22 protein-coding genes are annotated in these 25,953 nt (G+C 66.3%); 7 read left to right on the top strand and 15 right to left on the bottom strand.

Annotated features, from left to right (window positions below):
- Positions 1 to 19: 19 nt before the first annotated feature.
- The 7 genes from B3T59_RS10795 to mshA all read right to left on the bottom strand — a co-directional run bounded on the left by B3T59_RS10795 (position 20) and on the right by mshA (position 7,237).
- On the bottom strand, positions 20 to 706 hold the full coding sequence (locus B3T59_RS10795) for a response regulator transcription factor (RefSeq protein ID WP_064863855.1): 687 nt from the start codon (positions 704 to 706) through the stop codon (positions 20 to 22).
- On the bottom strand, positions 703 to 2,163 hold the full coding sequence (locus B3T59_RS10790) for a sensor histidine kinase (protein WP_064863854.1): 1,461 nt from the start codon (positions 2,161 to 2,163) through the stop codon (positions 703 to 705). The genes B3T59_RS10795 and B3T59_RS10790 overlap by 4 nt, the downstream gene beginning before the upstream one ends.
- A gap of 109 nt (positions 2,164 to 2,272) precedes the next feature.
- Positions 2,273 to 2,611, bottom strand: a complete 339-nt coding sequence (locus B3T59_RS10785) for a GNAT family N-acetyltransferase (protein ID WP_064863853.1) — start codon at positions 2,609 to 2,611, stop codon at positions 2,273 to 2,275.
- A 54-nt stretch (positions 2,612 to 2,665) separates the two neighbouring features.
- The gene (locus B3T59_RS10780; protein WP_064863852.1) at positions 2,666 to 3,412 is read right to left on the bottom strand and encodes a phosphoglyceromutase; all 747 of its coding nucleotides are present in this window, start codon (positions 3,410 to 3,412) and stop codon (positions 2,666 to 2,668) included.
- Positions 3,413 to 3,545: 133 nt separating this feature from the next.
- On the bottom strand, positions 3,546 to 5,153 hold the full coding sequence (locus B3T59_RS10775; protein ID WP_251722261.1) for an AMP-binding protein: 1,608 nt from the start codon (positions 5,151 to 5,153) through the stop codon (positions 3,546 to 3,548).
- A gap of 95 nt (positions 5,154 to 5,248) precedes the next feature.
- Entirely contained in the window at positions 5,249 to 5,857 is a 609-nt protein-coding gene (locus tag B3T59_RS10770) for a YbjN domain-containing protein (RefSeq protein ID WP_064863850.1), read from the bottom strand.
- 42 nt (positions 5,858 to 5,899) lie between these two features.
- The gene (gene mshA, locus B3T59_RS10765) at positions 5,900 to 7,237 is read right to left on the bottom strand and encodes a D-inositol-3-phosphate glycosyltransferase (RefSeq protein WP_287002225.1); all 1,338 of its coding nucleotides are present in this window, start codon (positions 7,235 to 7,237) and stop codon (positions 5,900 to 5,902) included.
- Between the two features lie 148 nt (positions 7,238 to 7,385).
- On the opposite strand from mshA, the gene B3T59_RS10760 reads away from it, so the two are divergent.
- From B3T59_RS10760 to B3T59_RS10740, 5 genes are all read left to right on the top strand, one after another.
- The gene (locus tag B3T59_RS10760) at positions 7,386 to 8,675 is read left to right on the top strand and encodes a cytochrome P450 (protein ID WP_287002224.1); all 1,290 of its coding nucleotides are present in this window, start codon (positions 7,386 to 7,388) and stop codon (positions 8,673 to 8,675) included.
- 11 nt (positions 8,676 to 8,686) lie between these two features.
- Complete coding sequence (locus tag B3T59_RS10755; RefSeq protein ID WP_251722266.1) at positions 8,687 to 9,298, top strand: TetR/AcrR family transcriptional regulator; 612 nt, start codon at positions 8,687 to 8,689, stop codon at positions 9,296 to 9,298.
- A gap of 162 nt (positions 9,299 to 9,460) precedes the next feature.
- Positions 9,461 to 10,378, top strand: a complete 918-nt coding sequence (locus B3T59_RS10750; protein WP_287002223.1) for a metal ABC transporter solute-binding protein, Zn/Mn family — start codon at positions 9,461 to 9,463, stop codon at positions 10,376 to 10,378.
- A complete protein-coding gene (locus B3T59_RS10745; RefSeq protein WP_287002222.1) occupies positions 10,375 to 11,187 on the top strand; it encodes a metal ABC transporter ATP-binding protein in 813 nt (270 codons plus the stop codon). The genes B3T59_RS10750 and B3T59_RS10745 overlap by 4 nt, the downstream gene beginning before the upstream one ends.
- A 38-nt stretch (positions 11,188 to 11,225) precedes the next feature.
- Positions 11,226 to 12,110 carry a metal ABC transporter permease gene (locus B3T59_RS10740; protein WP_376782657.1) on the top strand — a complete coding sequence of 295 codons (885 nt, stop codon included), beginning with the start codon at positions 11,226 to 11,228 and terminating at the stop codon, positions 12,108 to 12,110.
- Positions 12,111 to 12,406: 296 nt separating this feature from the next.
- Here B3T59_RS10740 and B3T59_RS10735 read toward each other — a convergent pair whose 3' ends face one another.
- Positions 12,407 to 12,931, bottom strand: a complete 525-nt coding sequence (locus tag B3T59_RS10735) for a DUF2599 domain-containing protein (protein WP_376782655.1) — start codon at positions 12,929 to 12,931, stop codon at positions 12,407 to 12,409.
- 36 nt (positions 12,932 to 12,967) lie between these two features.
- Here B3T59_RS10735 and B3T59_RS10730 point away from each other — a divergent pair, with 36 nt between their 5' ends.
- On the top strand, positions 12,968 to 14,104 hold the full coding sequence (locus B3T59_RS10730) for a beta-mannosidase (protein WP_287002220.1): 1,137 nt from the start codon (positions 12,968 to 12,970) through the stop codon (positions 14,102 to 14,104).
- 16 nt (positions 14,105 to 14,120) lie between these two features.
- Here B3T59_RS10730 and B3T59_RS10725 read toward each other — a convergent pair whose 3' ends face one another.
- From B3T59_RS10725 to B3T59_RS10710, 4 genes are read right to left on the bottom strand one after another with little or no spacing between them, the layout of a single operon-like run.
- Positions 14,121 to 15,809 (bottom strand): ArnT family glycosyltransferase, encoded by a 1,689-nt coding sequence (locus B3T59_RS10725; RefSeq protein ID WP_287002219.1) that lies wholly within the window; start codon positions 15,807 to 15,809, stop codon positions 14,121 to 14,123.
- The gene (locus B3T59_RS10720; protein WP_287002218.1) at positions 15,806 to 17,392 is read right to left on the bottom strand and encodes a glycosyltransferase; all 1,587 of its coding nucleotides are present in this window, start codon (positions 17,390 to 17,392) and stop codon (positions 15,806 to 15,808) included. The genes B3T59_RS10725 and B3T59_RS10720 overlap by 4 nt, the downstream gene beginning before the upstream one ends.
- Positions 17,389 to 18,927: a hypothetical protein gene (locus B3T59_RS10715; protein WP_287002217.1), complete on the bottom strand. Its 1,539-nt coding sequence runs from the start codon at positions 18,925 to 18,927 to the stop codon at positions 17,389 to 17,391. Before B3T59_RS10715 ends, B3T59_RS10720 begins: the two co-directional genes overlap by 4 nt.
- The gene (locus B3T59_RS10710) at positions 18,924 to 20,849 is read right to left on the bottom strand and encodes a hypothetical protein (protein WP_287002216.1); all 1,926 of its coding nucleotides are present in this window, start codon (positions 20,847 to 20,849) and stop codon (positions 18,924 to 18,926) included. Before B3T59_RS10710 ends, B3T59_RS10715 begins: the two co-directional genes overlap by 4 nt.
- Before the next feature lie 285 nt (positions 20,850 to 21,134).
- Between B3T59_RS10710 and B3T59_RS10705 the strand changes: the two genes are divergently transcribed.
- On the top strand, positions 21,135 to 21,944 hold the full coding sequence (locus B3T59_RS10705; protein WP_287002215.1) for an alpha/beta fold hydrolase: 810 nt from the start codon (positions 21,135 to 21,137) through the stop codon (positions 21,942 to 21,944).
- Here B3T59_RS10705 and B3T59_RS10700 read toward each other — a convergent pair.
- The 3 genes from B3T59_RS10700 to cysS all read right to left on the bottom strand — a co-directional run bounded on the left by B3T59_RS10700 (position 21,915) and on the right by cysS (position 25,946).
- Positions 21,915 to 23,510, bottom strand: coding sequence for a carboxylesterase/lipase family protein (locus B3T59_RS10700; RefSeq protein WP_287002214.1), 1,596 nt, complete (start codon positions 23,508 to 23,510; stop codon positions 21,915 to 21,917). The two genes, B3T59_RS10705 and B3T59_RS10700, sit on opposite strands and share 30 nt — an antisense overlap.
- Before the next feature lie 66 nt (positions 23,511 to 23,576).
- The gene (gene rlmB, locus B3T59_RS10695) at positions 23,577 to 24,530 is read right to left on the bottom strand and encodes a 23S rRNA (guanosine(2251)-2'-O)-methyltransferase RlmB (protein ID WP_064906427.1); all 954 of its coding nucleotides are present in this window, start codon (positions 24,528 to 24,530) and stop codon (positions 23,577 to 23,579) included.
- Between the two features lie 27 nt (positions 24,531 to 24,557).
- The gene (gene cysS / locus B3T59_RS10690) at positions 24,558 to 25,946 is read right to left on the bottom strand and encodes a cysteine--tRNA ligase (RefSeq protein ID WP_064863437.1); all 1,389 of its coding nucleotides are present in this window, start codon (positions 25,944 to 25,946) and stop codon (positions 24,558 to 24,560) included.
- Positions 25,947 to 25,953 lie beyond the last annotated feature (7 nt).

The raw sequence follows: 25,953 nt of genomic DNA, 5'->3' as shown, positions 1-25,953 counted from the left end.
GTCGTCGAGACGTTGCGGGTCAGGGCTCGAGTTTGTAACCGAGTCCGCGCACGGTGACCAGATGCTTCGGGTTGGCCGGATCCGGCTCGATCTTCGACCGCAGACGCTTGACGTGCACGTCGAGGGTCTTCGTGTCACCGACGTAGTCGGCACCCCACACGCGGTCGATGAGCTGACCGCGGGTGAGTACTCGACCCGAGTTGCGCAGCAGGTACTCGAGGAGGTCGAACTCCTTGAGCGGCAACGTGATCTGCTGACCGCTGACGGCGACGATGTGGCGTTCGACGTCCATCCGGACCGGACCGGCCTCCAGGATGCCGATGGCCAGGTCGTCGTCGAGCCCGTCACCACCGCGACGCAGCACGGCACGGATTCGGGCGATGAGCTCGCGAGCCGAGTACGGCTTGGTGACATAGTCGTCGGCACCGAGTTCGAGTCCGACGACCTTGTCGATCTCGCTGTCGCGTGCGGTCACCATGATCACCGGCACGCTCGACCGCGTGCGCAACGACTTGCAGATCTCCGTGCCGGACATACCGGGCAGCATCAGATCGAGCAGAACGATGTCGGGGCTGACGCGGTCGAAGGTGCCGAGTGCCGCCGCGCCGTCGTTGACGACGGTGGCCTCGAATCCCTCCTTGCGCAACAGGAATGCCAGCGGATCGGCCAGCGATTCCTCGTCCTCGACGATCAGAACGTGAGTCACCTGTCGGTTTCCTTCGGTCGTGCGATCGGCGCAGGCTGAACTGCCTCGCCCTGGACCACGGCAACAACTGCCGTAGGTTCGAATATCTCGGTGTCGGCGATCTCGGTGTCCCACACACTCTCGGTGCTCATGTCCTGCGGGATACACAGGGTGAACGTAGAGCCCGTACCGGGCTTGCTCCACAGCGAGATGACTCCACCGTGATTGGCGGCGACGTGCTTGACGATAGCCAATCCCAAACCGGTGCCGCCGGTACTGCGTGACCGCGCCTTGTCGACACGGAAGAAGCGCTCGAAGACTCGCTGCTGGTCGGCGGGTGCGATCCCGATCCCCCGGTCGGTCACGGAGATGGCGACCATCGGCCTTCCGTCGTGGCGGGTCACCCGCCTGCTCACCGAGACGGTCGTGTGTGGCGGCGAATACGAGATGGCATTGACGATCAGATTGTTCAGTGCCGTCAACAAGAGCATGCGGTCGCCGCGCACCGTCAGGTCCGCGGGGGCGTCGGCGCGCAGCGAGATCGACGCCGCTTCGGCAGCCACACCCGCTGATTCGATCGCTTCGTCGATCAGGGCATCGACGTCGACGAGCGAGAAATCAGCAGTCTCACCCTCCTGCAGTCGCGATAGCGCGAGCAGTTCGGTGACCATGTTGCCCATGCGCGTGGCCTCCGCGACCACACGATTACCGAAGTGCTGCACCGAATCCGAGTCGTCGGACGACTCCAGCAGCGCCTCCGCGAGCAGGCTGATGGCTCCGACCGGCGTCTTCAGTTCGTGCGAGACGTTGGCGACGAAGTCGCGACGGGTGGCTTCGACGCGCAGATGTTCGGTGTCGTCGACGCCGTAGACAACCGCGTAGCGCTCCTCCCCCTCACGGACCAGCCGCGCGACACAGCTCACCGATTCGATGGTCTTGCCGCGTGCGCGCCCCGTCGAGAGGAATCCCAACGCCGACGCGGGAGGTTCGAAATCGAAACGACGCTCGGCCTCGGTATCGAGGACCTCTTTCGCCGCCTCCCAGACCGAGTCGTCGAGCAGCCTGTCGCGCACGAGAGCCAGTTCGACGGCGCGATGGTTGTACAGGACGACGTCGCGGAATTGGTCGACGACGGCGACGGCCGTATCGGAGTTGCGCACGATCAGACCGAGCAGGCCCGCGGTGGTCATCCGACCGTCCTCGGTGGTGCCGTGCACATCGCTGTCGCGCAACTCCGCACTCTCGGGCACCACCCGCGGGCGTTCGGCGAGAGTCAACGAGTAGCTGGGCTGGTCGTCGGAGATCTCGGGTACCACGGCGGCATCGTCGAGGGTGCGCTGCACATCGTCGCGGGTGTGGGCGGACGAGTTACGGGCGATCGCGTCACGGCGCCAGAAACGACCGAGCGCGAATCCGACGACGACAGCCGCCACGAGGGCGACGGCTACTGTCACGCCGCCCACGAATACACCGGTCACAACGTCAGCTTACGGCCCACCAAACTGCAGGAACACTCAGTGCAGGACAGTTCGACCGCTGTTCACGCACCGTTCCACCCGCATTACGTGACACCGCGGTCTCCGACGTTCAGGAGGTGACCGACGCCACCAGATCGGCGTACTCGGGGTGCTCGTCGATGTAGTGGCGCACGTACGAACAGACCGGCACGACCTGCTTGCCCTGAGACCTGATGTCGTCGAGAACGGTCCGCACGAGCTGGCCGGCGTATCCCCGTCCCGAATAGGCGTCGAGGATCACCGTGTGAGTCAGAATCACCTGGTAGGGCTCGGACACGTAATCCAGGTACCCGACGAGATGCTCTGAGGGTTCGACGTCGCGAGGATCGGACTCGGGATCGGTGAGGATCGCCTCGTACCTTTCCTGCGGTGCCGAGTGGACTATGCGCAGGGTTCCAGAATCGGCCATGCAACCAATGTAACCGCGGTCACAGCAACCCGCCCATGACGATTGGGTTACGGACTACTTCTTACCCTGCGCCGCGACCGCCGCAGCACCCGCGGCAGCCGCCTCGGGATCGAGGTAGGTCCCGCCGGGGTTGAGTGGCTTGAGGTTGTCGTCGAGGTCGTAGCGCAGCGGGTTGCCGGTCGGGATGTTGAGCGCGGCGATGTCGGCGTCGGAGATGCCGTCGAGGTACTTGACCAGCGCGCGCAGCGAGTTGCCGTGCGCGGCGATCAGCACCGTCTTACCGGCCTTGAGGTCGGCGGCGATGTCGGATTCGAAGTACGGGATGAGTCGCTCGACGACATCCTTGAGGCACTCGGTCAGCGGTACCTCGGGGAGGTCGGCGTACCGGGGATCGTGCGTCTGGCTGTACTCCGAGTCGGGTTCGATCGGCGGCGGCGGGGTGTCGTACGAGCGACGCCACAGCATGAACTGTTCCTCGCCGAACTTCTCGAGCGTGTCGGCTTTGTTGAGGCCCTGCAGCGCACCGTAGTGGCGCTCGTTGAGACGCCAGTCGCGGACGACGGGAATCCAGATCCGGTCGGCGGCATCGAGTGCGATGTTCGCAGTGGTGATCGCGCGTCGCAGGAGCGAGGTGTAGAGGACGTCCGGCAACAAATCGTGCTCGACGAGCAGCTCGCCCGCGTGCGTCGCCTCCGCGCGACCCTTGGCGGTCAGCGCGACGTCGACCCAACCGGTGAACTGGTTGGACGCGTTCCATTCGCTCTCGCCGTGCCGCATGAGAATCAGGGTGCCGTTGCTCATGGGAGTCAGTTTTCCACACGGAAGAGTCACGCGGGAGCCGCACATGTGGCTTCGCACTCGGCCGTGGGTCACCGACAACAGCGGGCCGCCCTCGGAAGTATCCGAAAGCGGCCCGCTGCCTTGCGATCTGAGTCTACTTGCGGAGATCCTTGCGCAGGATCTTGCCCGACGCCGACTTGGGGATGACATCGATGAATTCGACGGCGCGCACCTTCTTGTGTGGCGCGACCTTGGCGGCGACGAACTCGATGACGTCGGCTTCGGTCAGCTCCGCGTCGGACTGCGTGACGACGAAAGCCTTCGGGATCTCCTCGCCGGACTCCTCGTCGATCACGCCGACGACAGCGGTGTCGGCGATCTTCGGGTGCGTGAGCAGCAGCGCCTCCAGCTCGGCGGGCGGCACCTGGTAGCCCTTGTACTTGATGAGCTCCTTGAGGCGGTCGACGATGTAGACCGCACCGGTCGCGTCGAGCTGGGCCATGTCGCCGGTGTGCAGGAAGCCGTCGGCGTCGATGGTGTCGACGGTGGCCTGCTCGTTGTTGAGGTAGCCGAGCATGACGTTGGGTCCGCGGACCCACAGTTCGCCGGGCTCCGACATTCCCTCGCTCGGCACCGCGAACTCTTCACCCGTTGCCGGGTCGACGATCTTGTTCTCCGAGTTGGGGATTGGCCAGCCGACGGACGAAAGCGGCGGCTCGTCGAGTCCGAGTACGGCCTGCGAGTCGACCGGGATGAGGTGGCTGACTGGCGAGAGCTCACTCATGCCGTAGCCCTGCAGCATGTGCAGATTCAGCCGCTTGGCGACAGCCTTGCCGAGCTCGTCGTCGAGCGGCGCCGCGCCCGAGAGCATGGTGTGCAGCGATGAGAGGTCGTAGTTGTCGATGATCGGATGCTTCGCGAGGGCGACCGCAACCGGCGGCGCGATGAACGCGTAGGTGACCTTGTGGTTCTGGATGTTCTCCAGGAACTCGACGAGGTCGAATTTGGCCATCACGACGAGGCTCGCCCGTGCGCGCAGCGCGGCATTGAGCAGGACCGTCATGCCGTAGATGTGAAAGAACGGCAGCACCGCGACGATCACATCGTCGCGCGCCATCCCCTGCAGTGGGGCGATCTGCGCGACGTTGGCGACCAGGTTGGTGTGAGAAAGCTTGACGCCCTTGGGGTTTCCGGTGGTACCCGAGCTGTAGGGCAGGACGGCGACGTGCGTCGCCGGGTCGAATGAGACGTCGGGCGCAGGCAGATCGGCGCCGAGCAGGTCTGCGGCGTTGGGATGCCCCGACGCCTCGACGCCCTCACCGTCGAGGATGATCACGGCGTCGTCGGCGATCCCGACTTCCTTGGCAGCCTCGAGTGCCTGCGCGGCCATCGGCGAGATGGTGACGAGCATCTTGGCACCGGAGTCGGTGAGCTGCTTGGCGATCTCGCGCGCGGTGAACAACGCGTTGATCGTCGTGGCCGTCGCACCAGCGCGCAGCACTCCGTGGAAGACGGTCGCGAACGCGGGGATGTTCGGCGAGAGAATGCCGACAACGTAGCCGACACCGATGCCCCGAGCGGCGAGAGCGCCTGCCGCAGCGTTGATCTGACCGATCAGTTGGCGATATGTGGTCTTCGTGTCGGTCTTGGGATCGATGAGCGCGACGCGGTCGAGATCGTCGTCGGCGATGTTGCCGAACAGGTACTCATAGACGCTGACATTCGGGATCTCGACGTCGGGGTAGGGACTCTTGACGCTCATGGCACCTCCGTTGGTAAATCAGTCAAATCGATCGTACCAATGGCTGTTGCCACGATGTGACGGCCCTCTCGACTCCCTCGCAGGTCCGCGCACCGTCACTCGTCGAGCTGCGCGCCTTCTGCGGGACCGTCCTGCGCGGCGTCTACCACCGAGGAGGGCTCGTACCGACCTTCGAGAGGCTCACCCGGCTGCGGCAGCGACTCCTTGTCGATGAGGTGCTCGAAGGCGAGGAGGTTGCGCAGCGACTCGCCGCGGGAGACACGCCATGCCCATTCGCGGCGGATCGACGTCGCGAAGCCGAGTTCGAGAAGCGTGTTGAAGTCGCCGTCCGCGGCCTCGAGAACCTGTCCGAGCACGCGGTCGATCTCGTCAGATGTCAACGCGTCCACCGAGATTCGACCCACCAGATAGATGTCGCCGATGTTATCGATGGTGTAGGCAACCCCGTAGAGACGACGATTGCGCTTGAGTAGGTAGCGATAGACGGCCTCGTGGTTCTCGTCGGCGTGACGACAGACGAATGCCTCGACGCGCACCCCGTACGGTCCCGCGGTCAGCAGGACCGTCGTCTTGAGCTTCTTCTCGCCTGGCAGTTCGAGGATGACGTGTTCGGATTGCGCTCCGCCGGAACTCTTTCGGCTGTAAGGAATGTCGCGCTCGGTCAGCGACTTCTCCAGCAGTTCGAGATTCTCGATGTGGCTCATCGCTATCACTCCTGACGACGCTGGGTCGGTTGAATACTCGGATCAGACATTCGCGCGATGACGACGACGCCATCGCCTGGAGGCGCGCCGTGCGGCGACGGTGGGGCCCACCCGCGCACCGGGCGCCGCGGCGAACGAGGCCATCGCACGGGAGTAGCTCTCCTGCAACGCATCCGCGGTGTGCTCCCAGGAGAAGTTCTCGGCGTGCGCACGTGCGTGTCGACGCATGGCGGCGAGCTCGTCCGGAGAGCTGATCATCTTCTCCAGGGCGTTTGTCCAGTCGCCGATGGCGTGGCCGTTGACCAGAACGCCGCTGCGTCCCGACGAGACCGCGACCGACAGACCACCGACATCCGCCGCGATCACGGGCGTTCCGCAGGCCTGCGCTTCGATCGCGACGAGACCGAACGACTCCGAATAGCTGGGCACCGCAACCACATCCGACGCCCGGTACACCTGCGCGAGCTTCGCGGACGGCTGCGGGGACAGGAAGATCACCTCGTCGGAGATACCCAGTTGGGCGGCGAGATCGACCAACGCGGAAGGCGTTTCGAGGCCAGAACCCGACGGACCGCCGACGATGAGAACCCGCACGGGCCGATCACCGCCCCGCGACCTCTCGATCAGCGGGGCCGCAGCGCGCAGCAAGACGTCGGGGGCCTTCAGCGGCTGGATGCGCCCGACGAACGTCAACAGCGTTGCGTCAGAATGCAATCCGAGTTCAGCGCGGGCCTGCGCCATCGATCCAGGTGTGTAGCAGTCGAGATCGGCGCCGGGAGTGACGATGTCGATCCGTGAGGGGTCGGCGTGATACATCGAGACCAGCTCGTGCGCCTCGGTCTCGGTGTTCGCGACGAGGCGATCGGCCTCGTCGACGACCTGCTGCTCGCCCACCACGCGCAGCATCGGCTCGGCGGTGTCGCCCGCGGCGAGTGAGGCGTTCTTGACCGCGGCCAGGGTATGCGCGGTATGCACCAGCGGAACTCCCCAGCGGTCCCGGGCGAGCCAGCCCACCTGCCCCGACAGCCAGTAGTGCGAGTGAATCAGGTCGTAGTACCCGGGACGCTGCTGCGCCTCCGCCCGCAGCACGCTCGCGGTGAACGCGCACAGCTGCGTCGGAAGATCGCGTTTGTCGAGGCCTTCGAATGGCCCGGCGACCACATTGCGCACCGTCACGCCGGGCGCGGCCTCGACGATCGGCGCGTCCGACGACGACGTTGCTCTGGTGAAGATCTCCACCTCGACGCCGCGTCGGGCGAGGCGCTGCGCGGTCTGCCACACGTACACATTCATGCCGCCGGCGTCGCCCGTACCGGGCTGCGCCAGCGGAGAGGTGTGCACCGAGACGAGCGCGACTCGCCGCGGCCCCCTGAAACTCATTACTCCACTGTAGAGAAGGTCCGTGCGCGGTCGATCGTCCGCTCACCCGGACGACGCAGGTAGGCGGCTGCCGTCAGCCGTCTCAGCATGAAGTCGGTACCCTCGGCCAGGCATTGACAGATAGCTACAGATGCCTCAGTGTCGAGACATGGAGACTATTGTGTCTCAGCGTGGTGCGCCAGCATTCGAGCTGCGTTCTGATGACTCGTGGCGCAACCCGTTCGAGATGTACGCACGCCTACGGCGCTTATCGCCGGTTCACCACGTGGCCGCACAGGACTACTGGGTGCTCACGCGCCACGCGGACGTCTTCGCCGCGGCGTCGGATCCACTCACCTTCTCCTCGGCGGCGGGATTGACCATGGTCTACGACGAACTGGAGGCCATCGGCCTCGCCGACAACCCTCCCCTGGTCATGCAGGACCCGCCGCAACACACTGCCTTCCGCTCGCTCGTCGCGCGCGGGTTCACGCCGCGGCAGGTGACGTCGATCGAGCCGCGCGTCCGCGAGTTCGTCGTCGAACGACTCGAGCGCCTCGACGGCGATGGCCCCACCGACATCGTCGGCGAGCTGTTCAAGCCACTGCCGAGCATGGTCGTCGCCCACTACCTCGGAGTTCCCGACGAGGACTGGACTCGCTTCGACGACTGGACCGCAGCAATCGTCGGCGCCCTTGCCGGTTCGGAACCCGCGGCGTCGAACGGCAGCCGAGCTGCGGCGTCGAACGGCAGCCTGGCCGCGGCGTCGAACGGCAGCCGAGCTGCGGCGGCCACGAGTGAACTGCTCACGTACTTCGGCGAACTCGTCGAACACCGACGCGCCCACCCCGGCGACGACACCGTTTCGGCGCTCGTCGACGCGGGCGTCGCCGACGATCCGGCGGGCCTGGTGTCGATTCTCGCCTTCGTGTTCACCATGATCACCGGCGGCAACGACACGACGACCGGCCTGCTCGGGGGCAGCGTCGACCTCCTCTCCGCATACCCCGAGCAGCGCCGACGCCTCGTCGACGACCCAACCCTGATCCCCGACGCCGTCGGCGAACTGCTGCGGCTGACCTCGCCCGTGCAGGGACTCGCGCGCACCACCACGCGGGCGGTCGCCTACACCGACACTCCCGACGGACCGGTCACCGTGCCGCAGGGCCGCAAGGTATTGCTCTGCTACGCCGCGGCCAACCGCGACGAGTCGGTGTTCGGTCCCGACGCCGAGCACCTCGACGTCGAACGCAGACCTCGCCGCATCCTGTCATTCAGCCACGGTCACCACCACTGTCTCGGCGCGGCGGCAGCGCGAATGCAGGCCAGGGTCGCGTTGACCGAACTGCTCGCCCGCCACCCCGACTTCGACGTCGACCCCGACGGCATCACCTACGCGCCTGGCAACTACGTTCGACGCCCCACGTACGTGCCGTTCTACGCGGACGGTTCCCGGTGACCGAGATGCGGATGACCGGGACACGAGCGACCGAGACTCGAACCGACTGGCTCTCGGACGACCGCGCGCAGATCGCGGCGACCCGCATCCTCGACACCGCCGCCGAACTGTTCGCCGCGCGCGGTGTCGGCGAGGTCACCATGCGCGACATCGCCGACACCGCGGGATGCTCGCGCGCCACGCTGTACCGGCACTTCCCCGGCAAGCAGGAGCTGATGGCCGCCTACGTCGAGCGGGCCGCGGGCGAAGTGGCGCGCGACGTCGACTCGGCCATCCCCGCCGACGCCGCGCCCGCTGAGCAACTCCTGATCGCCACCGGGGCAGCGATCGCCGGAGTGCGCGCCAATCCTGCTCTGTCCCAATGGTTTACCACCGAAATGGCCGCGACGTCTGGACACCTCGCGCAGCGGTCTCCCGCCATCGACGCGGTGGCGGCAGGTTTCCTGCGCCGCATCGTCCCCGACAGCACCGACGCCGACCTCGAGGTTCGCGCCGCCTGGCTCGTCCGCGTGATCGTGTCGCTGCTGAGCACACCGGAGGTCGACGCCGCCGCCGAACGCGAACTGCTGCGCCGATTCGTCGTGCCGACTGTTGTTGGAGCCGTCGTGCCGACGGTTGTTTGAGCCGTCGTGCCGACGGTTGTTTGAGCCGTTGTGCCGACAGTTGTTTGAGCCGTCGTGCCGACGGGGGTCACGGGGTGAACTGACCCCGCAGCGCGCCGTCGTCGATCATCACCTACACTTCTTTCGGTAACGATTGTCATTAGCGAAACGGGTAGGCGAACGATGAAACGCGCAGTCCTGGCACTGACCACGGCCCTCGCCGTCGGCGGGGCACTGACACTTGCCGGTTGTTCTGGCGGCGACTCCGGCAGCTCCGACGGCAAACCGACCGTCGTGACCTCGACCAACGTATGGGGTGCCGTCGCGTCGGCGGTTGCGGGCGACAAAGCGTCGGTGACGGTGCTGTTCAACGATCCGACGGGCGATCCGCACGAGTTCGAGCCGTCTGCGGCCGACTCGGCGAAGGTCGTCGACGCCGACGTGGTGCTGATGAACGGCGGACACTACGACGAGTACATGGAGAAGGCGTCGCAGAACGCCAAGGGCTCCGTGATCTACGCCTTCGACACGATGACCGGCCACCACGAGGACACCGACCACTCCGCGCACGGCGAGACCAACGAGCACGTCTTCTACAACCTGCCCGTCGTCGGCCAGGTGGCCACCGAACTCGCCGACGATCTCGCCAAGAAGGACGAGGCCAACGCCACCACGTACCGCGACAACGCGAAGGCGTTCAACGAGAAGATCGACGGTCTGCGCGGATCTCTCGCCGATATCAAGAAGACCCACGACGGCACGAAGGTCGCGCAGACCGAGCCGCTCGCGGCGTACCTGCTCACCGAGGCAGGCATGCGCGATGTGGCCCCGGAAGGCTTCACCTCGGCTGTCGAAGAGGGACAGTCGCCGTCGGCTGCCGACCGCGCCGCGATGGAGGATCTGCTCCGCAAGCACGAGGTGCAGGTGTTCATCTACAACACCCAGGCCGTCGACGCGGTCACCGAAGCGTTGCTGTCGATCGCGAAGTCTGCCAACGTTCCTGTTGTGGAGTTCACCGAGACACTGCCCGCGGGCCAGACCAGCTACATCGACTGGCAGCAGAAACAGATCGCTGCGCTCGCCTCGGCACTGCCGGCGTGAGCGGGTCCGATCCCGACGGTCGCGAACCCGTCGCCTCGTTCCGGCACGCCCGACTCGCCTTCGGTGAGCGGGTGCTCTGGGACGATCTCGATCTCGACATCATGCCCGGCGAGTTCGTCGCGGTCCTCGGCCCCAACGGCTCGGGCAAGACGTCGTTTCTACGCACGCTGCTGCATCAGTACCCGTTGTCGGCGGGTGAGCTGACCGTCACCGACCACGTCGGATACATCCCGCAGCAGCACGCAGACGACGCCGACTCCATGGCGATCCGCGGTCGCGACCTCGTCGGATTCGGAGTCGACGGCGCGCACTGGGGTCTCGGCATCCGCGGGCGTCGTGCGCGCAGGGCGAAGGTCGACGCCGCGCTCGCCGAGGTCGACGCGACCGAGTTCGCCGACGCACCCGTCGGCTTGCTGTCCGGCGGCGAGCAGCAGCGACTGCGCGTCGCCCAAGCCCTGACCACCAATCCCGAACTGCTGCTCTGCGACGAACCGCTGGCCAGTCTCGACCCGGCCAACCAGGAGCGGGTCGTCGAACTCATCGACAAACGACGCCGCGACGCGGGCACAGCCGTCGTATTCGTCACGCACGAGATCAACCCCGTGCTGCCCTACGTCGATCGCGTGCTGTACCTGGTCGGCGGCCGATTCCGCATCGGCACCACCGAGGAAGTCATGAACACCGCGACATTGTCGGAGCTCTACGGCAGCGACGTCGAGGTATTGCGGGTCAATGGACGGCTGCTCGTCGTCGGCGGTGAAGAGGATGCGCATCACTGCACTGCTCCCGAGGGGCTTCCGGCGACATGACGATCAGCTCGACCCCAACCGACCTCGCCGCCGGACAGATGATTCTTGCCGCCGACGTGCACTGGAGCGACTTCTGGGACTTCTCGGTGACCGCCGACCTACTGCACTACGACTTCGTGCTGCAGGCCATGCTCGCGCTGGCGCTGCTCGGACTACTCGGCGGCGTGCTGGCGCCGCTGATCGTCGTGCGCCAGATGTCGTTCGCGGTACACGGCGCGAGCGAACTGTCGGTGACCGGCGCCGCCGCCGCACTGCTTGCGGGAATCAGCGTGAACATCGGCGGGATCATCGGCGCCGTCGTGGCCGCAGGCGTGTTCGGCTATCTGGGAAACAAAGCGCGAGAACGTGATTCGGTCATCGGCGTGGTGATGGCATTCGGGTTGGGTCTCGGCGTGCTGTTCCTCGCGCTCTACGGTCGGATCGGCACGGGCTTCGCGTTGCTGACCGGGCAGGTGGTCAGCGTCGGCGTGCAGGGCCTGACCGCGATCGCGATCACCACCGTCGTCGTGCTCGCAGTGCTCGCGGTGATCTACCGGCCGCTGCTCTTCGCGTCGATGGATCCGCGCGTCGCGGAGGCGAACGGCGTTCCGATGCGCACACTGTCGGTGATCTTCGCAATCCTGATGGGCCTCGCCTGCGCGCAGGGCGTGCAGATCATCGGCGCGCTGCTGGTGATGTCGCTGATGATCACCCCCGGCGCCGCCGCGGCCCGCCTGACCGCCAACCCCACACTGATGATGGTCCTGTCGGTGATCTTCGCAGAAGTCGCCGCCGTCGGCGGGCTGATCCTGTCGTTGGCCCCCAAGCTGCCGGTGTCGGTGTTCGTCACGACGATCTCGTTCGTGATCTACGTGATCTGCCGCCAGATCGGCGCGCGCCGCGAACACACGACGCGCCGCGCCATCAGCGCCGCCGCGGCGTAGGGGGCGGGGGCTGCGGTCGGCGCGCGGCGGTCGGCGCGCTGCGGTCGGCGCCGCTGGCGGAAAGTAGGGGAAGGGTTCTTTCCGCGGGATGTTCACCCTTCCCCTAGCAACAACTCGAGGAAACGTACACAACCCGAGGAAGGGTTCCTTCCCCTACTTTCTGCACGGCCCCACGAACCTTCCCCCACTTCCTGCACGGCTCGACGGCCCTTCCCCCACTTCCCGCGCCGACGCGCCGGCCCTTCCCCCACTTCCCGCGCCGACGCGCCAGGCCCGGACCCCAGCGCGGCCGCGCGTCACTCCTCGGGGCCGCCGGGGTTGCAGCGTGTGGCGATCATCGTCGAGTCGTCGACGACGGGCCGCTGCGGTTCGATGTTCCAGCTCGGTTTGTTCGGCTCGACGGCTCGCGCGAAGTCCCAGTGGCACACGAACTGTGCCCGCATGCCGGGAGTGTCGGCGTCGGGTGCCAGTGCGACCACCTCGCGCCACGCGATCTGCGCGCCGTCGTCGGCGATGCTCGCGCGGCCGTTGGGCGTGGGGTAGATCTGCAGGCTGGGGCCGACCGCGGTGTCCACCCATGAGACGTGCTCGATGAAGGGCGGGGGGTGCGCGGGGTCGAGGACAGGACCGCTGCTCGACGCCGTGCCGGCCGAACTGCTCCGCGCGGTCGAACCAGCAGGTCCCGCTGTCGCTGAGGAGGGAGTTGGCGAGGAGTCAGAAGTCGACGCGTCGTTTCCGCAACCCGCCAGCAGCGCCGCACTGATGAGCACGGCCGCGGACACCACCCCGACAACCACACGCGACGCTCGAGCTCTTCCCACCACCTCGACCGTAGTCGGCGGAGTAACGTTCGACCCGTGACGCTCCGGCACGCACTCAGACTCTGCGTGAGCGCTGTGCTGATCATCCTGATCGCAGCAGCGTGCGGTCAGCCGGCTCCGACGCCGCTCGAGGACGATGCCTCGACACCTGCGCCGTCCGCCCACCACGACTTCTCGGGTCGGGTGACGACCACCGACACGGGAATCGTCCTCGACGGACGCCACTGGTTTCCGGCAGGTTTCAACAGCTACCAACTCGGCACCGACTGGTCGCTCAACGCCGGTTGCGGCGCACAGGTCGACCTCGACGAATACTTCGGCAAGCTGCCGCCACGCGCGCTCACCCGATTCAACCTCTACTCGGCGTTCCTCGTGGACAAGAAGTCGGGGGCGAACAACTACGGTCGCCTCGACGCGATCTTCGCGTCGGCCCGAAGTCACAACCAGATGGTGCTGCCGGTCCTGACCGGCAGTTCGGGCGCATGCGAGGACGAGAAGTTCAAGGAGCGAGCCTGGTACCAGAATGGTTGGCACACAACTGAAACCGCTGCGGGTATGACTTTCGCCGACTGGCTGACGACGGCCATCACCCGGTGGCGCACCGAACCGTCACTCGCCGGCTGGGAGCCCGTGGGCGAGCCGGAGGCAAGCGTCTGCGGGCCAACGGGATGCGCCTGGCAGAACCGCACGTGCCCGGCCAACGGAACTGCGGTACTGCGTATGTTCTTCGATCAGGTCGGCGAACGCATTCGGGCCATCGACCCGAAGCACCCGATCTTCGCCGGTTTCGTCGGTGGAGACCAATGCGGGCTCACCGGAAGCGATTTCGGGCGCGTGTCAGCGTCTTCGGGCCTCGATGTCCTCGACTTTCACGATTACAGCGCCGGTGGCGCGATTGCACCGGGCGGCAGCGACCTGCCCGCGCGCATCTCCCAGGCGCGCCGACTCGGTAAACCGTTGGTGGTCAATGAGATCGGCATCGACGCTGGGTCGTGTCTACCGCTGGACACCCGTGCGCGCGAGTTCAGCAGCAAGTACGAGACGATGCGCTCGGTGGGAGTCGCCGGCGCACTGCTGTGGGCATTTGTCCCCGATCCCCGTCCCGACGAATGCACCTTCGACATCGGCTACGACGACCCGGCGTGGCAAGTTGTCGCGCGCGAGAGTTCGTAAGCCCCAGGCAGAGCCACTACCGCGGACCGTCGTCCTGCGAGGGATTGACCTCGTACACCCGCCATGTCGGCATGTTGATTCCCTGGTTGCGTGCCTCGAGCGCGAGCGTCGAGATCTGGTTGCCGTTCTCGTACAGCGTCGGATACCGGATATTCAGTGCGTCCGACGACCCTCGACCCGCGCGCGGCACGGCGAGGAGGAACCGCACCCCGAACCGGGCGGGCTCGTTGAGAACTCTGTCGAAATCCTCGTCCGAGGGGATGACGAACTGCTTGGGATGGCGCGATTGCACGACGACGGCGAATCCGTACACGGTATCGGTGAGCACGCTTCCGTCGGGAAGATGCAATGAGTCGAGGTACTCCGCGAGGGCTCGCTCGGTCGAGAACGACCTCAGCACGCGCTCCTCGTCGAGGTAGCGCTTCTCGGTCGAATCCGGTTGTGGTGCAATGACAGATCGGTAAGCAAACTCCTGCGGTGCGTACTTCGGCGACGTCATCCCCGCTGCGGTCACCGGCAGTCCCACAGCGAACGCGAGCACAGCGACCGTGCCGACGAGGCCGTACCGCCATCCGCGTCCGGCGCGCGAATCGGCATGAGGCAGTGCGGCCCTCGGACCGAGACGTCGGTAGGGCTCGATACGTCGAGCCGGCGTCGCGAGCAGTGCCGTCACCGCTGCCAGCACGATGACGGTCATGTAGAAGCGCAGGAATCCGAAGGTGGTTCCGCGCATGTAGCTGTACACCTGAAAGGCGATGACCGCTCCGATGATCAGTACGGGCACCGCGAGCGGATACAGTCGGTGCCGCCGGATACGCACCCACGCAACGAGTACGAACAACACTACGTACAGCGGTGCCAGGATGAGTAACTCGGTGATCGAGAAGCGCAGGGCGTCGAGTCCGGTGGCACTGCCGGTTCCGCCCGACTGGTCGATGATGGCACTGTTGCCGTATTGAGAAGTGAACTGCGCGAACGCCTGCCCGGTGATCAACCAACTCGTCGCAGCCCACACGATGAACGCCAGCAGGCTCGGCGACGCGACGAGCACGACGTCGAGCAGAGCGCGTTGTGCGCGAAGCCTCCGCCCGGCCGCCCTATCGGATCGTCGATAGGTCACCAAGGCGACGAAGCAGCCCGCGACGAAGGCGGCGACCGCGCCGTCGTATCTCGTGAGGTACGCGAGGCCGAGAGCGATTCCCGCAACGATCAATTCGTGGACGTCATCGGTGTCGACCCAGCGGATCAGCCGTCGAACCGCCCAGGCGATGAAGAAGAGGTAGGGCGCCTCGCTCATCCCATTGGCCGCGTACAGCACGATCATCGGGTTGAGCGCGAACACGAGCGTCACGATGACGGTCATCGCAGTCGGCAGTGCGCGGTCGCGCGCCACCCCCGACACCTGGACCACGGCGCCCGCCATGAATGCCGACGACATGATCGCCGCCGACAACGCGTCGGTGGTCATCTGCGGCCACCACACCGACAATGCGGTGAGCGGCAGCTGAACCAGTGCGGTCAGCGGTGTGAAGATGAATCCGATTGCGGCAAGGTGCGGGTCGCGACTGAACAACACGCTCTGTGCCGCCTGGACGCGCGACAACGAATCGCCGAAGTACACGTGCAGACCCGCGGCCATATACACACCGAAAGCCAGGTAGGCCAGCCACACGACAAGCCACAGCGCGACGGATCGACGGGTCATTGAGCCGCCCGTGTCGACGAAGCCGACGAAGCCGATGCATCCGGCGTCGCCTCAGAACCGGCGGTCGTCTCCGATGCCTCGGACGGACTGGCGTCGGAGGTGAGCCCGTGGGCGGTCTTTTCCCAGTACGACGGCCGGAACAGCAACTGCCACATGCCCTTGATCGCCGCGATGCTCATCATCACCCAGTAGAACGGGACGATCAGACCCGACCAGAGCAGTTCGCCGCGGTCGTCCTCCCTATTCGCGACGAGCGTCATGTAGATCGCCGCGCTGTTACCGATGACGAACGAGATCAGCGACAGGTAATAGATCGGTCCGGGAAAGAGCTCCGCGACAAACGCCGGCTGCCCGGCGATCCACACGATCAGGATGAGCCAGAAGATCATGTTCATACATGCGATGAAGGGAGTGCCGGCAATCAGCAGGGTGAACCGAATCATCCCGAGCAGCCCCATGAAGTGAAAGAGCCGCCGTGGCCTGCGCATGTGCACGAGCCAGGTCTGCATGTAGCCCTTGTACCAACGCGACCGCTGACGAATCCAGTTGATACCGTCCACATTTGCTTCTTCGAGCGTGACCGAGTCGAGCACAGCGGTGCGGTAACCCTCGCCCGCGATGCGCACCCCGAGATCGGCGTCCTCGGTGACGTTGAACGGATCCCACGCACCGAGCTCGATGAGCATGTCCTTGCGGAAGTGATTCGACGTCCCGCCCAACGGAATCGTCGCCTTGCTGACCATCAGACCCGGCAACAGATAGCCGAACCAGATGCCGTAATCGGCGGTGAACCATTGTGTGAGAACGTTGTCGGTGACGTTGTAGAAGCTCAGCTTGCCCTGCACGCAGATGACGGAATCATCGTCGAGTTCACGAAACGTCGCCACCACTCTGCGCAACTGGAGCGGGTCGGGGTGATCCTCCGCGTCGAAGATGGTGACGATATCGCCTGTGGCGAAATGTAATCCGTAGTTGCAGGCTTTCGGTTTGGTCCGCGGATCGCCCGGCGGTGTGAGCACAGACGTGATGATGGGCGACGAGTCGACCGCATGGGCGGCCTCGATCGTCGGAGCGTCGTCCTCCTCGAGCAGGAGCAACACCTGCAGCTTCTCCTGCGGGTATTCGAACGATTCCATAGCCTCGATCAACTGTCCGACGACCTCCGGCTCACCGTATGCGGGAACCAGCACGGTGTAACGCGGCAGCTCGTCGTCGGGGATGGCGCGGGCGTCGTCGTCGGAGATTCTGATCGCACCATTGACGAGACCGAGCCGAAACGTGTTCAGCCGCTCGATGAGTGCCACGATGTAGATCACCGTGGCAATCGAGACGAGCGTTGCCGCGGTGCCGATCGGCCAGAACACGAAGCCGACGACGATGACGGCGAGCACTACGAGACCGATGATCTTCTGCGCGCGGCTGAACGCCACGGATGCCGTCATCATCGGGTCCTCCCGGCGCAGCCGGTTGATCGCGTCGTCGAGAGCCGCGGTGCGATACGCCTCGTCCGAGAGCCGTTGATTGACTTCGGCTCTCGTCGTCGGCGGGGTGAAATGCACCTGTCCGCTGCCGGATCCGGTCATGGCTGATCCTCCCGCCGCACACCGTCGAGTTGTGCGTTGACGACGTCGCGTCCCGCGTCGAGCACCAACTGGCGGTCCTTGAAGTCGGGTCGGTCGTCGCGGATCACCGCGCCGCCCCGCAGTGTGACGTTGAACAGCTCACGCAGGTTCTTGGCGATCGTCTGATCGGGCTGCGGGAAATAGGCGTCCGGTTCATGGTTGTCCACAGACCACAGCGCCACCTTCTGCGCGTGCTCGCCGTTGCCCCACTGCCACGACAGCACGGTGTAGGTCAGGTAGCGGGTGTCGTCGAGGATCACCTCGAGGACCGCGGGGATCCCGTGCGGCAGCAGCACCGGCACCGGATCGGAGAAGCGGGCGCCGAAGAGATCGTAGGTGAACACCACCGGGTAGAGATCGAAGCGAAACGGATACAGCGTCTCGATGGTGTCGACGATCAGCTTGCGTGGACGGGCCTCCTTGTCGAACGCCACGTCACCGGTCCGTTGCAACAGATTCTGGCGTGCCAGCACGGCGCCCGGACCATAGAAATCCCCTGCCCAGTCGTAGCGGAGCGTCGGCCCGTCCTGACGCCACGCGTCCGGCACGATCAGCGGCGCCGTGGTACTCAGGCCCGCGATGGTCACCGTGGGAGTCACCATCACCCGCTGGTACGGCAGCAGCAACGTGACGACCGCTGAGACGACGAGGACCCCAGCTGCCCCGATCTTGATCCGGTCGACGCCGGGCTCGTAGAGGGGCCTGTCGAATGGGCGCGGCGACGTGCTCCTTCGCCGACGCAGGTAGGCGATCAGACCGACGACGAACACACTGCCGACGGCAGGCAGTGCCTGATAGACGAGCAGGGGCGCGCTCGGATGAGCGAGCCGCACGACCGCGACGATCACTCCTCCCACCACTCCGGCGCCCACGAAGCCGATCAACGCCGACGTGCGGTCACGTCCGACAGCGATGGCCGCGGCGAAGGCGCCGAACACGGTCATCACCGTGCCCGCGGCCACCTCGTTGCCGCCGAGGGACAGCACGGCGACCCGGTAGGCGATCGGGGACGTCATCAGGCCGAACAACCAGACCCAGTGGTACCGCATCGTCGGACGAAGACCGAACATCAGGATGCAGCCGCCGAAGAAGAAGGTCCACAGTCCGAGGATGTCGAGGTGCGTCAACAGGTACAGCGAGCCGGTGAACCTGTTGGTCAGTGCGCCCGCGAAGCAGAACGACAACAGCATCACGATGACGCCGACGATGATGTCGGTCTGCCGATCGCGGATCGCGCGCTCGTCGCTGCGCCGCAGCGTCACGCCGTAGGCCGCCATGAGCGCGAGCACCAGCACGACCACGATGTAGTCGAGGTCGGAGCCGAAGGTGACGATCTCACGGTAGAACTGGCCGATGTTGTGCCAGTAGGCGACGACGGTCAGCGCGATCAGCGCGAGCCACCGCAGCAACAGCCGTGACGTGATCGACCGCCCGGCGCGTCCTGACTCCTCCGACGACGCGCCGGAGGAGTCGGCGGGTGCCGCGGTGATGGTCATCCGGCGTCGTCGTCGCCGAGACGTCGACGCCGTAGGAGCCGCAGCGCTGCGGCGACGATGAGGAACAGGATGACCGCTCCCAGCAGCACACAGACGACCACCAACCACCCCAGCGGATGACTGTTCGACGTCTCGTCGTGCGCGCCCGCATTGGCGTCGACGGTGATCGGGTCGCGCCCCGAGATCTTCAGCGCGGCGTCGCCGGACGCGTCCGAGGCGTTGCCGGTGAACCAGCGCAGGAGGCCGTCGAGGTCGGCGGCATCATTGGTCGAGGTCGCGACCAGCATGCTGCGGTCGTCGGACCGCGTCACCTGCAGCGAGCCGAACTGCACCTGCGGATTCAGCGTGACCTTCGATTCGGCGCCGGACGACGAATGCACGGTGACCGTCCCCGACTTCTGGGTCACCGGGAGAGCCACGCCATCGGGGAGCCCCTGCCCGTCGGCGGCGATCAGGACCGCCGGCTGTGTCGACGACGCGGCGTCGGACATCGACACCACGTCGACGCCGAGCGGCACCGCGGACAACCGCTGCATCGTCGTCATGATCGAGACCGCACGCGCGACGTCGGGGGCGTCGCCCTTGGTCCACGCCAGTTGTGTGCGCGGCATCAGCGCCTGCGGCAGCGACCCCAGCCCTGCAGGGACTGGCGGATCAGCGGGCGAACTACGTATCTCGCCGGCCGCCGAGACGCTCAGCGACCCGCGGGTTCCGTTGCCGCAACCCTCTTTGACGTCGCCCCGTTCGAGCGTGACGATCAACCCGTTGTACCTGCTCAACAGGTTGTTCGGCAGGTCGACCCACTGGTTGAACGCGCCCGAACCGTCGGTCTTGATCGTCGCGATGACACGATCTCCCAGCCGCACCGACACCACCGGCGACGATCCGTCTGCCGCCGGTGTCGCCGTCCCGATGAGCTGCACACGGATGTCCTTCGACGGCCTGCCCAGGCGGGTCTGGTCGATCCCGAGTGTGATCGACGGCCACGCCGACGACGTGACGATCTGATCGGTGATGCCCAGATCAGCCAACGTCTGCACGTCGGGGGTCAACTGTGGCGCGTCGTGCAGCGGACCGGCGACCGCGGAGGAACTCTGCGCGATCGCCGACAGATTGGAGGTCAGAGCTCGCGCCTGGTTCGTCAGCTCGTTGGCCGGACCACCGATCACGAGGTAGGCGGCGCCGTTCTGGTTCTCGACACTCAGGCCGGCGGGCGCCGCACTGCTGATCACGATTTGACGTTCGAGTGAATCCGGTTGACCGCTCGGCACGAGCGAGCCCGCACCCAGTGATGCGACGTCGATGTCGAAGTCGGCTGTGCCATAGTTCGACGCGACCGATGTCGCCAGACCGACCGCCGCCGACGCCTCGTCGGTCGTCGGCTTCTGCGGCACGAAGATGGTGAGTTTGCGCAGGATCGGGGGAAGGAATTCGGCGACGTTACGCGGAATCGCCTCGCGCCCGGTGAACGAGAGCGTGGTGTCGCGGATGCGGAAGGCGTTGTCCGGGTCGAACTGGCAGATTCCGCTCACCGTCAGATACGCCCGCAGCGTGATGTCGGCGGCATTGCGGGCCACTCGTACGCCCGCCAGCGACAGCTCGATCGGCGAGTTCGGCGCCGGGTTGATCGGCGTCCGCGAGATCACCCGGTCACCCTGCAGTACATCGACCGTCCCGCCGGTGACGAACGGCGGCACATCGGTGAAGCCGCGCAGTTTGTCCGGCGCCAGGTTCTGCGGCACCGGAATCGACAAACTGACCTGCGACTGCTGGCCCGCGAAGGTGATGTCGGAAGCCGCCCCGATGGACCGCAGACCCAGTGGGGGTGGCGTATCGCCCTGCGCTGCCAACGCGTCGCCGACTCCGGACAACGACAGCACGGCACACAATGCCGCGGCGATCACCACAATCCGACGGCACATGCCCACTCTGCACACCCAATCCCCCGTGACGGGAACTCCATCTGTCTCGTCTGAATGATCTTGCCGGAAGCACTTGCACGTTCGAGGCTAATGCTGCTCTGATGTGGCTGTCAGCGAACGCATACCAGCGTGTCAGCGTCGGGACCGGCGACCTGCGGTATGTGTGCCGCCGTTGCAGTTTCGAGTCCTTTCCGTGTCCAAACACCCCGCGGCTTCTGGAAGCATGGGCCGCATGTTCAACGGCAGTTGTCGCCGCCCGGGAGGGTTGGCCGGAGATTCGAGCGGATGATCGACACGCATATCCGCAACGTCCCGCCGAGTGTGGGTGACCGGGTCGACGGCGGCACATTCGTCGATATCAACGGCGATCTGCTGTGGCACTTTCAAGGTGGCGACCCGATGGGTCCGCCGACCGTGCTCCTGCACGGCTCGTTCTCGTCGGCGTCGAGCTGGGGCGCGCAGTTCGGCGATTTCACCGACGCCGGCCTGCGCCTGTTCGTGCCCGAGCGCAGCGGCCACGGCCACAGTCCCGATTACCCCCGCCCCTACACGTTCGCGTCGATGGCCGACCAGGTCATCGCCTACCTCGAGAACGTCGTGGGCTGCCCCGCGAACATCGTCGGCTGGAGTGACGGTGGCGTCATCGCGTTGATGATCGCGCAACGTCGTCCCGACCTCGTCGCCAGAATCGTGATGACAGGTAGCTACGTCAATCGTCGCGGACTCACGGTTTCCGCACTGACCGACCGCTTCGACGAGGACGATGAGGTAGTCGTCGCGTGCCTACGGGACAGCTTTTTGCACGACGACGCGGAATCCGACCTCGTCTTCGACAAGACCGTCGCGATGCTGCGCTTCGAGCCGGATTTCGAGAGCACCGACTTCGCGTCGGTGGCAGCCCCGACCCTCGTCATCGCCGCCGACTGCGGCATCGTGCGTGTCGAGCACGCCGTCGACCTTGCCGCGACCCTGCCACAAGGACGGCTCGCCGTCCTCCCCGGAACCCACATCCTGCCGTTGGAGTCGCCGCACCTGTTCAACCCTCTTGTGCTGACCTACCTGGCGTCAGATCCCCCGAGCAGCGTCGAACTCTGACTCGATCAGGCCATCGTCGACGATCAGGCCGGTCCCGCGGTGCCACGCGAGTCTGCGTTCGCCGTCGGGATCGGCTTCGACGTGATCGGTCCGGTCGATGACCAGGATCTCGCGGTCGTCCTCGGAGTAGCGCGGCCAGTCGTCGCCGGGGGCGCCGGTGCGCGCGAAGGCTCCCCACCGCGACTGCACGTCGGCGGTCACGCGCGCCACGGCACGCCAATCCCCGACGCTCAGCGGTGCACCGAGAGCCGAGCGGTAGGCACCGAACACCGCGAACAGTTCGGTCGCGTGCGTCGCTCCGACGCCGAGCTTGCCGAGCACCTTGGTGAAGAAGTCGTAGCGGTAGGTGTAGGTCGGCGCGACCCGACTGTGCCCGTCGGCGAAGGCCACCGCGGGCGCCCAGAAGGTCGCGTCGGCCGACAGTCTCAGCCGTTCGCCCGGACCCGTATAGAGCGCGGAGATCTGCTCGCGGGCACCTTCGTCCTCGACGCGCAGGAGCATGCGCTCGGCGTCGGGAAGCATGTTCCACAGCTTCTCGAAGAGTTTACCCTCGTCCCGGTTGCCGCCGACGATCAGCGGAACCGGGTGTGTTTCGCCTGCTCGGGCCGCGTCGACCGGTAGTTTCGGCAGTACCGCGCTGCCCGCGACCGGCGCGAACGGCACCGGTTCCGGGGTCTGCGCCCTCGAGGCGAAACGCATCAGCCGATTGCTCGCCCGGAAGATCTCCTCGGTGCTCGCGCCGTCGAGGAGTTCGCGCGCGGCGACGGGATCGATCGGGTCACCGCGGTCGTCGAGGTCTGCGCTGCGCCGCTGCGGGTCGCGCAGCAGGCGCAGGAACTCGTCGGCGAACGTTATCGCGCTCGGCTTGCTCACGACGAGTTCAGGCGCGGGGCTCTCGGCGATAGCGCGCGCGAACAACCCCTTGGCCTCTGGCGTCGCGAGCAGCGTCAGCACCGCCGATCCGCCTGCGCTCTCGCCGAACACGGTCGTGTTCTCCGGGTCGCCGCCGAATGCCGCGATGTTGCGCTGCACCCAGCGCAGCGCGGCGAGCATGTCCGACAGGCCCGGGTTCTCGTCGAAGGTGCGATCCGGCGTCGAATACCCGCTGAAATCGAGCATCCCGAACGCCCCGAAGCGGTACTGGACGGTGACGACGACGACGTCCTGCGTGCGTGCGAGCGCCGAGCCGTCGTAGAGCGGAGTCGCCGCGGTGCCGAGGATGTAAGCGCCGCCGTGGATGAAGACCATCACCGGGCGCGGCGTCGACGACTGCTCCTCGGGAGAGAAGACGTTGAGTGTCAGGCAGTCTTCGCTGGTCGGGGCGTAGCGGCCGGGACCGGTCGCTGTGAATCGACGTTCCTGAACGGCGGCATTGCCGAATGCCGTGCAGTCGCGCACGCCGGGCCACGGCGCCACCGGCTGTGCGTCACGGAAGCGGCCCTCACCGACGGGAGGAGCCGCAAACGGGATGCCCTTCCAGCTGATGGTTCCGCGTCGAGCGCGCCTTCCCCTGCGGCCCCCGACCAATCCGTCGGTCGTGGTCACGATGGTGTCGATCAACGTCATTGCCCCAACCTAACGAACGTCGGGAGACCACGGTCACACAGGTCCGATGCGATGCGCGCTGTCGGGCTACTGCTGACGGCGCTGGCGCGCGAACTCGGCGAGAACCACACCAGCGGCGACCGACGCATTGAGGCTTTCGACGTCGCCCGCCATCGGAATCGAGAGGATCGAGTCGCACGTCTCGCGCACGAGCCGCGACAACCCCTTGCCCTCCGAGCCCACGACGATCACGGTCGGCCCGGTGCCGTCGTAGTCGTCGAGCGTCACGTCGCCCTCGGTGTCGAGGCCGACGATCTGCGCGCCGGTCTCGGCCCATTCCTTGAGCGTGCGGGTCAGATTCGGGGCCTGCGCGACCGGCAGCCGCGCGGCCGCGCCTGCACTGGTTCGCCACGCGACCGCGGTGACACTCGCGCTGCGGCGCGCCGGAATCAACACGCCGTGCCCACCGAACGCGGCGACCGAGCGGATCACCGCGCCGAGATTGCGCGGGTCGGTGATGTTGTCGAGCGCTACCAGCAGCGGCGGGGTGCCCGACTCCATGGCATCGCGCATGAGGTCGTCGGGGTGCGCGTACTGGTACTCGGGCACCTGCAGCGCGATGCCCTGATGCAGTCCATTCGCCGACATGCGGTCGAGTTCTGGCTTGCCGACCTCGAGGATCGCGATGCCCTTGTCCGCTGCGAGTTTCACCGATTCGGCGACGCGGTCGTCGGGTTCGCTGTTGACCGCGATGTAGAGGGCCGTCGCGGGAACTCCCGCGCGCAGACACTCCAGTACCGGGTTGCGGCCGAGCACGTACTCGGGGCCGTCGTCTTTGCGGCGCGGATTGGGCCGTCCCGCAACGCTTTTCCCGGCAGCCTTCGCCTTCTTGTGCGCGGCATGGTACGGACGGTCGACGGCCTTGGGTGTCGCGCCACGGCCTTCGAGACCGCGTCGACGCTGCCCACCGGAGCCGACGGTTTGCCCCTTCTTACTGCCCGATTTGCGCACTGCGCCACGGCGTTTGGAGTTTCCGGCCATCGTTGTCGTCCCGTCCGCTTGAATTGCTTACTTGCCCTTGAGCGCCCAGGTGGGGCCGTCTGGGGTGTCGGTGACCTCGATACCGGCCTCCGACATGCGATCTCGCACAGCGTCGGCCGTCGCCCAGTCCTTGTCGGCACGCGCCTGTGCGCGCCGACCGAGTTCCGCGTGCACCAGTACGTCGAGCGCCGACATCGCATCGGTCTCGTCGGAGCCTTCCAACCAATGCTCGTCGAGAGGGTCGACGCCGAGCACACCCATCATCGCGCGCACCGACTCTGCCGCGGCAAGCGCGGCGGCACCGTCGCCCGCTTCGAGAGCGGTGTTGCCCTCGCGCACGACGTTGTGGATCGTCGCCAACGCGGCGGGCACGCCGAGATCGTCGTCGAGCGCCGCGGCGAAGTCGGGGTGCACCTGTCCGACGGCCACCTGTCCCACGCGCGAAACAACCCGTCCCACAAAGGATTCGATACGCCGATATCCCGCAGCAGCCTCGGTGAGCGCGCCGTCGGAGTACTCGAGCATCGACCGATAGTGCGCACTTCCGAGGTAATAGCGCAGTTCGACGGCCCGTACGCGCTGCAGCATCGCCGGGATGGATACGACGTTGCCGAGCGACTTGCTCATCTTCTCGCCACCCATGGTCACCCAGCCGTTGTGCAGCCAGTACCGGGCGAACGGATCGCCCGCGCCGTGTGCCTGCGCGATCTCGTTCTCGTGGTGCGGGAAGATCAAATCCATTCCACCGCAATGGATGTCGAACTCGGGACCGAGCAACGACGTCGCCATCGCCGAGCATTCGAGATGCCAGCCGGGCCGTCCCGGACCCCACGGCGTCGGCCACGACGGCTCGCCTGGTTTCGCGGCCTTCCAGAGGGTGAAGTCCTGCGGGTTGCGTTTGCCGGTGCCCGCACTCTCGCCCTGGTGCATGTCGTCGAGCTTCTGTCCCGACAGCGCGCCGTAATCGGGGAGGCTCCGGACGTCGAAGTAGACATTGCCGTCCGACGCGTAGGCGTGTCCGCGCGCGATGAGTCGCTCCATGTACTCGACCATCTGCGTCACGAAGCCGGTCGCGCGCGGTTCGGCCGACGGCGGCTGCACCCCGAGTGCGTCGTACGCCTTCGAGAACTCGCGCTCGTGCGTCGCGGCCCACTCCCACCACGGCCGCTCCGCTTCGGCGGCCTTGCGCAGGATCTTGTCGTCGATGTCGGTGACGTTGCGGACGAACAGGACGTCGTCTCCCTTGTACTCCAGCCAGCGGCGCAGCACGTCGAATGCGATGCCGCTGCGCACGTGACCGATGTGGGGAACGCCCTGCACCGTTGCGCCACACAGATAGATCGTCACTCGGCCGGGGTGCAGCGACACGAAGTCGCGTACCTCTCGAGCAGCGGTGTCATGTAGGCGCAAGGTCACGACGTGC

This window comes from Gordonia sp. UBA7860 (assembly GCF_002500165.1).
Taxonomy (GTDB): Bacteria; Actinomycetota; Actinomycetes; order Mycobacteriales; family Mycobacteriaceae; genus Gordonia; species Gordonia sputi.
This window is presented reverse-complemented; position numbering and strand designations above follow the sequence as displayed.

Bases quoted from the DNA above. Each gene is read 5' to 3' on its own strand.
- B3T59_RS10705 (WP_287002215.1), top strand. From the start codon at position 21,135: ATGATCGACACGCATATCCGCAACGTCCCGCCGAGTGTGGGTGACCGG.
- B3T59_RS10700 (WP_287002214.1), bottom strand. From the start codon at position 23,510: ATGACGTTGATCGACACCATCGTGACCACGACCGACGGATTGGTCGGG.
- B3T59_RS10775 (WP_251722261.1), bottom strand. From the start codon at position 5,153: ATGAGCGTCAAGAGTCCCTACCCCGACGTCGAGATCCCGAATGTCAGC.
- B3T59_RS10760 (WP_287002224.1), top strand. From the start codon at position 7,386: ATGGAGACTATTGTGTCTCAGCGTGGTGCGCCAGCATTCGAGCTGCGT.
- B3T59_RS10710 (WP_287002216.1), bottom strand. From the start codon at position 20,849: ATGTGCCGTCGGATTGTGGTGATCGCCGCGGCATTGTGTGCCGTGCTG.
- B3T59_RS10750 (WP_287002223.1), top strand. From the start codon at position 9,461: ATGAAACGCGCAGTCCTGGCACTGACCACGGCCCTCGCCGTCGGCGGG.
- B3T59_RS10715 (WP_287002217.1), bottom strand. From the start codon at position 18,927: ATGACCATCACCGCGGCACCCGCCGACTCCTCCGGCGCGTCGTCGGAG.
- B3T59_RS10785 (WP_064863853.1), bottom strand. From the start codon at position 2,611: ATGGCCGATTCTGGAACCCTGCGCATAGTCCACTCGGCACCGCAGGAA.
- B3T59_RS10780 (WP_064863852.1), bottom strand. From the start codon at position 3,412: ATGAGCAACGGCACCCTGATTCTCATGCGGCACGGCGAGAGCGAATGG.
- B3T59_RS10755 (WP_251722266.1), top strand. From the start codon at position 8,687: ATGACCGGGACACGAGCGACCGAGACTCGAACCGACTGGCTCTCGGAC.
- B3T59_RS10740 (WP_376782657.1), top strand. From the start codon at position 11,226: ATGATTCTTGCCGCCGACGTGCACTGGAGCGACTTCTGGGACTTCTCG.
- B3T59_RS10770 (WP_064863850.1), bottom strand. From the start codon at position 5,857: ATGAGCCACATCGAGAATCTCGAACTGCTGGAGAAGTCGCTGACCGAG.
- mshA (WP_287002225.1), bottom strand. From the start codon at position 7,237: ATGAGTTTCAGGGGGCCGCGGCGAGTCGCGCTCGTCTCGGTGCACACC.
- B3T59_RS10725 (WP_287002219.1), bottom strand. From the start codon at position 15,809: ATGACCCGTCGATCCGTCGCGCTGTGGCTTGTCGTGTGGCTGGCCTAC.
- B3T59_RS10720 (WP_287002218.1), bottom strand. From the start codon at position 17,392: ATGACCGGATCCGGCAGCGGACAGGTGCATTTCACCCCGCCGACGACG.
- rlmB (WP_064906427.1), bottom strand. From the start codon at position 24,530: ATGGCCGGAAACTCCAAACGCCGTGGCGCAGTGCGCAAATCGGGCAGT.